The sequence below is a fragment of the Streptomyces recifensis genome, assembly GCF_002154615.1.
Classification (GTDB): domain Bacteria; phylum Actinomycetota; class Actinomycetes; order Streptomycetales; family Streptomycetaceae; genus Streptomyces; species Streptomyces griseoluteus.
This window is the reverse complement of sequence record NZ_MUNH01000392.1, coordinates 1-7,671: the sequence shown is the minus strand read 5'-3', so window position 1 is coordinate 7,671 and position 7,671 is coordinate 1. Positions and strand designations below refer to the sequence as shown.

Annotated in this window: 10 protein-coding genes; 5 read left to right on the top strand and 5 right to left on the bottom strand. The window is 70.0% G+C overall.

The features are described from left to right. Both CCN33_RS20470 and CCN33_RS20465 read right to left on the bottom strand, forming a co-directional pair. On the bottom strand, positions 1-1,317 hold a 1,317-nt coding region (locus CCN33_RS20470; RefSeq protein WP_086695027.1), incomplete at its 3' end, for an ABC transporter permease. Continuing rightward, positions 1,314-2,213 carry an ABC transporter ATP-binding protein gene (locus CCN33_RS20465; RefSeq protein WP_086695025.1) on the bottom strand — a complete coding sequence of 300 codons (900 nt, stop codon included), beginning with the start codon at positions 2,211-2,213 and terminating at the stop codon, positions 1,314-1,316. The genes CCN33_RS20465 and CCN33_RS20470, both read right to left, overlap by 4 nt. Positions 2,214-2,286: 73 nt before the next feature. On the opposite strand from CCN33_RS20465, the gene CCN33_RS20460 reads away from it, so the two are divergent. Together CCN33_RS20460 and CCN33_RS20455 are read left to right on the top strand one after the other, a co-directional pair. Continuing rightward, positions 2,287-2,793, top strand: a complete 507-nt coding sequence (locus tag CCN33_RS20460) for a GbsR/MarR family transcriptional regulator (RefSeq protein WP_086695024.1) — start codon at positions 2,287-2,289, stop codon at positions 2,791-2,793. Between the two features lie 85 nt (positions 2,794-2,878). Then, a complete protein-coding gene (locus CCN33_RS20455) occupies positions 2,879-3,487 on the top strand; it encodes a Uma2 family endonuclease (protein WP_086695023.1) in 609 nt (202 codons plus the stop codon). A 1-nt stretch (position 3,488) separates the two neighbouring features. On the opposite strand, the gene CCN33_RS20450 is transcribed toward CCN33_RS20455, so the two are convergent. Next, positions 3,489-4,280 carry a diacylglycerol kinase family protein gene (locus CCN33_RS20450; RefSeq protein ID WP_086695022.1) on the bottom strand — a complete coding sequence of 264 codons (792 nt, stop codon included), beginning with the start codon at positions 4,278-4,280 and terminating at the stop codon, positions 3,489-3,491. Positions 4,281-4,476: 196 nt separating this feature from the next. Here CCN33_RS20450 and CCN33_RS20445 point away from each other — a divergent pair, with 196 nt between their 5' ends. Both CCN33_RS20445 and CCN33_RS20440 read left to right on the top strand, forming a co-directional pair. Further along, the gene (locus CCN33_RS20445) at positions 4,477-5,760 is read left to right on the top strand and encodes an adenylosuccinate synthase (RefSeq protein WP_086695021.1); all 1,284 of its coding nucleotides are present in this window, start codon (positions 4,477-4,479) and stop codon (positions 5,758-5,760) included. A 91-nt stretch (positions 5,761-5,851) separates the two neighbouring features. Continuing rightward, complete coding sequence (locus tag CCN33_RS20440) at positions 5,852-6,043, top strand: hypothetical protein (protein ID WP_086695020.1); 192 nt, start codon at positions 5,852-5,854, stop codon at positions 6,041-6,043. Here CCN33_RS20440 and CCN33_RS20435 read toward each other — a convergent pair. Next, the gene (locus CCN33_RS20435; protein ID WP_086695019.1) at positions 6,021-6,221 is read right to left on the bottom strand and encodes a DUF397 domain-containing protein; all 201 of its coding nucleotides are present in this window, start codon (positions 6,219-6,221) and stop codon (positions 6,021-6,023) included. The two genes, CCN33_RS20440 and CCN33_RS20435, sit on opposite strands and share 23 nt — an antisense overlap. Continuing rightward, entirely contained in the window at positions 6,218-7,060 is an 843-nt protein-coding gene (locus CCN33_RS20430; RefSeq protein WP_086695026.1) for a helix-turn-helix domain-containing protein, read from the bottom strand. Before CCN33_RS20430 ends, CCN33_RS20435 begins: the two co-directional genes overlap by 4 nt. Before the next feature lie 124 nt (positions 7,061-7,184). Between CCN33_RS20430 and CCN33_RS20425 the strand changes: the two genes are divergently transcribed. Beyond that, positions 7,185-7,625 (top strand): hypothetical protein, encoded by a 441-nt coding sequence (locus tag CCN33_RS20425; RefSeq protein ID WP_086695018.1) that lies wholly within the window; start codon positions 7,185-7,187, stop codon positions 7,623-7,625. Positions 7,626-7,671: the final 46 nt, after the last annotated feature.

Below are 7,671 nucleotides of genomic sequence, written 5' to 3'. Positions count from 1 at the left end.
CCCGTAGAGGAATACCGTCACCGCCCCCAGGGCCCACGCGGCCGGTACCTGGACCAGGCACGCGCCCATCACCGCGCCCGGCCGCTCCCCGTACCCCGCCCAGAAGCCGAGCCCGGCGAGCAGCATCAGCAGTGCCTCACCGCCGAAGGCGGTCACCAGGTGGCCCCCCGCCCAGCGGAGGCGGCTGACCGCGCAGGCCAGCAAGGGTTCCGCCCGGCCCGAGGACTCCTCCGAGGGGAGCCGGAGGACCGCCGAGACCACGTACAGCGCGGACACCAGGCCCAGCATGCCGATCATCGCGGAGAGCCACGTGTCCGTGACCCCGGCACGGCCCCCCATCCGCTCCAGGACCGCCCTCGCGCCGGAGTTCCCCGACACGAGGTCCGCCGCACCCTCCGTCAGGCTGCCGTAGATCACGCCGGCCAGGAAGAAACCGGTGCTCCAGCCCAGCAGCGCGCCCCGCTGGAGGCGCCACGCGAGGGCACCCGCGCTGCCCATTCGGCCCACGGCGGGGCCCGGCCGGGTGGGGAGGAAGCTCATGCCGAGGTCGCGGCGGCCGGCCAGGACATAGGCCAGCGCGCCCTGGAGGACACAGGCGAGGACCAGCAGGCCGAGGACCCACCACCGTTCCCCTGCGAACGCCCGGACCTTCTCCAGCCAGCCCAGCGGCGACGCCCACGTCAGCCAGGAAGAAGCCGAATCGCCCGCCGCCCGGAGCACGAAGGCCGCTCCCAGCAGTCCCGAGGTCAGCCCCCGCGCCAGCCGCGCGCTCTGCGTGAGCTGGGCCGCCATCGCGGCCGCCGAAGCGAAGACCAGGCCGACCAGGCCGACAGCCAGCCCTAGCGCGGCCGCGCCCGCCAGGCCCAGTGACGCCAGCCCGGCGATCAGGACGACCGCCAGCATCCCGTTCGCCGCCGCTGACGCCAGCAGCGCGGAACTCAGCGGCGCCCGCCGGCCCACCGCGCCGGAGGCGATCACCTCCAGCCGGCCGCTCTCCTCCTCGTCACGGGTGTGCCGGATGACGATCAGGAGGCTCATCACGGCGGCGAGCAGGCCCGCGTAGACGCCGACCCGCCAGGCGGTCAGGCCGCCCAGGGACTCGTCCAGTACGGGCCCTGTCAGGGCTCGCAGGGAGGCGTTGCCGGCCATCTGTGACCGCAGAGCGGCACGTTCCGCCTCGGTGGCGTACAGCTCTCCGAGGGTCCCCGGCATGGACAGCACCATCAGGGCGTTCACGCCGATCCACACCGGGAGCAGCACCCGGTCCCGCCGCAGCGCGAGGCGGAACAGCACCCCTGTCCCCACCAGCGCGCTCATCGGACAGCCACCTCGGCAGCACCCTCGTAGTGCCGCAGGAACAGCTCCTCCAGCGTCGGCGGAGTGCACGTCAGCGACCGTACCCCCGCCGCGCTCAGCACCCGCAGCACGGAGTCGAGCTCAGCGGTGTCCACCTGGAGCCGCACCCGAGCCCCCCGTACCTCCAGGTCGTGCACCCCGGCCAGCCCGTCCAGGGCCACCGGCGAGGACACATCCGCCCGCACGCTCGTCCGCGTCAGATGCCGCAGCTCCGCAAGCGACCCGCTCTCCATCGTGCGCCCCTTCCGCACGATGCTGACCCGGTCGCACAGGGACTCCACCTCGCTGAGGATGTGCGAGGAGAGCAGGACGGTACGGCCCCGCTCCCGCTCCTCGCGGACACAGCTCTGGAAGACCTCCTCCATCAGCGGATCCAGCCCGGAGGTCGGTTCGTCCAGGATCAGCAGGTCCACCTCGGAGGCGAAGGCGGCGACCAGGGCGACCTTCTGCCGGTTGCCCTTGGAGTAGGTGTGGCCCTTCTTCGTCGGGTCCAGCTCGAAGCGGGCGACGAGTTCGGCACGGCGCCGCGCGTGCAGCCCGCCGCGCAGCCGGCCGTACAGGTCGATGACCTCGCCGCCGGAGAGGCCGCGCCACAGCGTCACGTCCCCGGGGACGTACGCGATGCGCCGGTGGATCTCGACCGCGTCGGCCCATGGGTCGCGGCCGAGGACCTGCACGGCGCCGGAGTCGGCGCGCAGGAGGCCGAGGAGGACGCGGATGGTCGTGGACTTGCCGGCGCCGTTGGGGCCGAGGAAGCCGTGCACCTCGCCGGTCTCCACCTCCAGGTCGAGGCCGGTCAGGGCGGGAGTACGGCCGAAGGACTTGTGCAGCCCCGAGACCGTGAGTGCCTTGGTCATGATTCCGAACGTACGCTTGCTTCAGAAATTTGTGAAGTTAAGGAAGCGTATGAATCGGAGTTAGGGTAAGGGCATGACGGAGCCGAGCGTGGAGAGCGGGGACGGGCGCGATCCGGAGTCGGTGTCGCGGTTCGTGGAGCGGTTCGCGGCGCAGCTGGTGGAAGCGGGGGTGCCCCGCATGCCCGCGCGGGTGTTCGCGGCGCTGCTGTCCTCCGACACGGGGACGCTCACCTCGGCGGAGCTGGGCGAGCTGCTGCGGATCAGCCCGGCTGCCGTCTCCGGCGCGGTGCGGTACCTGTCCCAGGTGCACCTGGTCTCCCGTGAGCGGGAACCCGGTTCGCGGCGCGAGCGCTACCGCGTGCACAGCGACCAGTGGTACGAGGCCCTGACCAGCCGCGAAGCCATCATCAAGCGCTGGGAGGAGGCACTCCGCGAGGGCATCATCAGCCTTGGCCCCGACACCCCCGCCGGTCGCCGCCTCACCGACACCCTCGAGTTCTTCGAGTTCATCGAGAAGGACGTGGGGGGGATCATGGAACGCTGGCGGCGGCACCGCGCGCAGGCGCTCGACCGCGACTGACCCGGGTTTCCCGACTGGATCACCTGAACGTGTGCGACTGGCTACGCTGAGTCTCGGCTGGTCCGGGTCACAAGGAGGGCGCATCATGACGTTGATGACCGAGCGACCGACGATAGGCGGCACCGGGCCCCGGAACTTCGAGGCGTTGCTGAGCGACCTCGACGACCTCGTCGTGCCTGTCGGCTACAAGGCCGAGATCATCAAGGGGAACATCGTCTTGTCGCCGTGGTCCAAGGGTTACCACCACCGGGTGATGGAGCTGGTGTGCCGACAATTGACGCCCGCCCTGCCCGACGGGCACACCATTGGGTCCGCCCCGTTCCTGTACGTCTTTCCCCAGGATGAGCGCGCCTACGGGCCGGACGTCCACGCGGCGCCGCGTCAGCTCTACGAGACGGTCAGCGATCGTCTGGACGGGGAGGCGCTGTCGTTCGTGGCGGAGCTGACCTCGGCATCCACCCGCGACGACGACCTGACGGACAAGGTCGAGGTCTACGGCCGGGCGGGTGTGCCGGTCTACCTGATCCTGGACATGCAGGAGGAGCGGGCCACCGTCCTGTGGACGCCCTCCGCGAAGGGGTACGAGTCGCGCTGCACCCAGCCGTTCGGCGAGAAGCTCTACATCCCCGAGCCGTTCGACTGCCTACTGGACACCAGCGGCTTCCAGGCCCCGCGGTCATCCGGCGGCGCCTGACTCACGGCCCCGGCACCACCAGCCCCCAGGCCCCCTCCGCCACCCGCCAGGTACGCCGCCGCACCGGGCCGGAGGTCTCCGCGTCGGCTCTGTAGTGGAAGTCCTCCCCCGTCACGGTGACCGTGCGGCCGCAGGAGCGGAGGGGGGTGGACTCGGCGCCCAGGGACACCGGGCGGATCTCCACCTCCGCCACGCCCCGCATCCCCGGCGTCACGGACACCGACTCCACTGGACGGTCGAGGTCGATCACCGTGACGCCGTCGATCTCGACCCGGAGCCGGGCCGGGCGGGCGGCGAGGGTGCGGACCAGGGTGCGCAGCCACGGGCGGGTGCCGGCGCCGACCGGCTCGGCGGGGACGGACGCGGGCGGTATGCCGAGGGAGCCGAGCACGACGCCGTCGCTGTCGTCGACCAGGAGGTCCAGCTGCCGGGAGACCCCTTCCAGCACCGCCCGTGCCGAGGCGACCGGCCCTCCCGGCACCCCCAGCGAACGCGCCAGCCCCGCCGATCCGACCGGCACCACCGACAGCGCACATCCGGCCAGCTCGCGATGCCGGTGCAGCAGTGCCACCGCTCGAACAAGTGCCCGATCGTCCCCGACGACCACCGGCCGCCGTGACCCCCGCCGCCCCAGTGCGCGGGCGAATTCCTCCGGCCCGTCCGGCAGGCACACTTTCGCCGTCGCACCCGCGCTGAGCACGTCTTTCGCTATCCGCACGGACTCCCCGTCCGTGTGCCGGGCCATCGGATCGATGATCACAAGGAGCTGATCGGACGTCGCGGAAGTCGCCACCTCGGTCCTGCCTCGCTTCCTCGGGTAGCATCTTTGTGCAAGAGCCCCTTGCGCTATTGCGCCAGGGGCTTCGTCTATTCCGGGGCATCCGGTCCGACGGTCGTGCGGCCAAAGGCGGTCGCGGTGTTAAGCGGTGGTGAACCATACGCCCACATCCCGACCATGGACATGCCCCGCCCGGAAGGGGTGTACGCGCGTGCCCGCACTTGTGCTGCTCGGTGCTCAGTGGGGTGACGAAGGCAAGGGGAAGGCGACCGACCTGCTCGGTGGCTCGGTGGACTATGTAGTGCGCTATCAGGGCGGCAACAACGCCGGCCACACGGTCGTCGTGGGCGACCAGAAGTACGCGCTCCACCTCCTCCCTTCCGGAATCCTCTCCCCAACCTGTACGCCGGTCATCGGCAACGGTGTCGTCGTCGACCCCTCGGTCCTGCTCTCCGAGCTGAGCGGTCTGAACGAGCGCGGCGTCGACACGTCGAAGCTCCTGATCAGCGGTAACGCGCACATCATCACGCCGTACCACGTCAGCATGGACAAGGTGGCGGAGCGCTTCCTCGGCAAGCGCAAGATCGGCACCACCGGCCGGGGCATCGGCCCGACCTACGCCGACAAGATCAACCGCGTCGGCATCCGGGTCCAGGACCTCTACGACGAGTCGATCCTCACCCAGAAGGTCGAGGCGGCGCTCGACGTCAAGAACCAGATGCTCACCAAGCTGTACAACCGCCGCGCCATCGCCGCCGACCAGGTGGTCGAGGAGCTGCTGGGCTACGCGGAGCAGCTCAGGCCGTTCGTCGCCGACACCGTCCTGGTGCTCAACCAGGCGCTGGAGGACGACAAGGTCGTGCTGTTCGAGGGCGGTCAGGGCACCCTGCTCGACATCGACCACGGCACGTACCCCTTCGTCACCTCCTCCAACCCGACCGCCGGCGGTGCCTGCACCGGCGCGGGCGTGGGTCCGACGAAGATCAGCCGGGTCATCGGCATCCTCAAGGCGTACACGACCCGTGTCGGCGCCGGTCCGTTCCCGACCGAGCTGTTCGACGAGGACGGCGAGGCGCTGCGCCGCATCGGTGGCGAGCGCGGTGTCACCACCGGCCGCGACCGCCGCTGCGGCTGGTTCGACGCGGTGATCGCCCGCTACGCGACCCGCGTCAACGGCCTCACCGACTTCTTCCTCACCAAGCTTGACGTGCTCACCGGCTGGGAGCAGATCCCGGTCTGCGTCGCCTACGAGATCGACGGCAAGCGGGTCGAGGAACTCCCCTACTCGCAGAGCGACTTCCACCACGCGAAGCCGATCTACGAGACCCTGCCGGGCTGGTCCGAGGACATCACCAAGGCGAAGTCCTTCTCCGACCTGCCGAAGAACGCGCAGAACTACGTGAAGGCGCTGGAGGAGATGTCCGGCGCGCCGATCTCCGCGATCGGTGTCGGCCCCGGCCGTGACGAGACGATCGAGATCAACTCGTTCCTCTAGGCCGCACGGTCCGTACGTGGGTACGCCCGCCGGTCCGCCCTATGGGCGCGCTCGGCGGGCGTTCCGCGTTCCGGCGCGGTGGAATCTCTCCATGAGCGGCGACCGGGAGAAGTGCGGGGGGCCCTACGGCGAGGTGTCCGAGTGCGGAGACCCCGCGGTGTTCGAGGTGCGGCGGCACAACCGGTCGCCCTTGCAGGTCTGCCCGCTCCACCTCGGCCCGTCCCTGTTGATGGGCTCGGGCGTGCTGTGGCCGCCGGAGATCAGCCTCGTCGCGCGTCCGTGAGGAACGTGGTCCACGCGGTGGGCGTCACGGCGAGGGTGGGGCCATCGGTCTGCTTGGAGTCACGGACGTGGATGGTGGCGGGACGCGTGGGCTGGTGCCAGGTGTAGGCGGCTTCGACGCACTGGCCGCCGCTGTCGTTGCTGTAGCTCGACTTGAACCACCGGAGGGTGCTGGTCATGTCCGCGCTTCTCCCGCCAACTCTCGAAGTAGGCCCACCGAGTCGTCCGGGCTCAGAGCCTGTGATCGGATCTTTGCATACCGGTGTGTCAGGCGGGCTACCTTAACGGGATCGCTGACCAGCGTGCTCTCGTCTTGGCTTTCCAGGTAGACCACGTGGTGGTGCTCGCTGGTGGTGACGAGCACCATCTCGCCTCGGGTACCTGCGTGGGGACCCTTCTCCCCTCGGTTCAGGCGAATCACTTGCAGGCTCACATTGTCCCGCTCGGCGTCCTCGGCGAGAGCGTACAACTGCTCGCTCATGATGTCCCGGCTGCCGATGGTACGAAGGAGCGCTGCTTCGTCAAGGATCAGCTCGATCATGGCAGTTGGCTCAGTGCGGTCAAAGAGAGACCGTCGGGCGATACGGGCATCCACCAGCTCGTCCACCGTCGCGTCAGGGAGCTTGGGGAAGCCGCCAGCGATCAGTGCCCGTGCGTAGTCGGGCGTCTGGAACAGGCCGTCGACCACGTACGTCTGGTACGAGGACAGCGTGACCGCCTCCGCCTCCATCAGGGCGAAGTCCTGGAACTGCGGCGGGTACTTGTCCAGCAGGACGAACTTGCGGGCCATCTCGAAGATGTTCATGCCGTCCCCGAGCACCCGCTCCAGTTCCATCAGCATCTTGTCGCTGGCGGGCTGCGCGCACGTCTCCATCGCGCTGATCGCGGACGCGGTGTAGCCGATGAGGGCGCCCAACTCCTCCTGGGTGAGACCCATCTGCTCACGCCGTGCCTTCGCGAAGGCGGCGACCATGCGTGCCGTCCCGCTCGCCGCCAGCTTGTTCGCCGCTCGCGCCATTGCGATCACCCCCGGACTCAACCGAACTCAACCGGTCTTCAACGATTGCCGCCGACTCCCGACCGTTCCGATGGGTTGACGGAGAGTCATGGAAACCGTAGCGTCGCCTGCCGAAACTGATCGCATGAATACGCAAAGTCACGCGGGCATCCAGTGGGTTCCCGCCATGGGCATCCAACTGCGTCGGGCCGGGGTGCAGTTCGACGCGGTACGGCTGGACGGCGATCGCGGTCGCGCCGTCGCGGACCGGATGGCGCGGATGACCGGGGGCGATCCGGGGCCGGTGGTGGAGTCGGGGAGCGGGCGCAGGTGCGTGTACTTCCTGGTCGCGCCGGGCAGTACCGCGCATCACGCCTGGCCCGCCGGGATCACCCGGCTCACGAGTGGGCCGTACCGGGTGAGCTACATCCCCGTCCCGGCGCTGGACGGGCAGACCTGGCCCCTGGGCTGGCGGTTCCCGCCGACCGCGCCGGACCGGTTCGTGCACACGCTGCTGCTGCGGGCGGCCCTGCTGGACGGGAGCCAGGGGCCGCCGCGACCCGCTCCCTCGCCCAGGGCTCGATGATCGTCTTCAGTTGAGCCCGTGCGGCTGCGGCGGCCCCTGGCTCCCG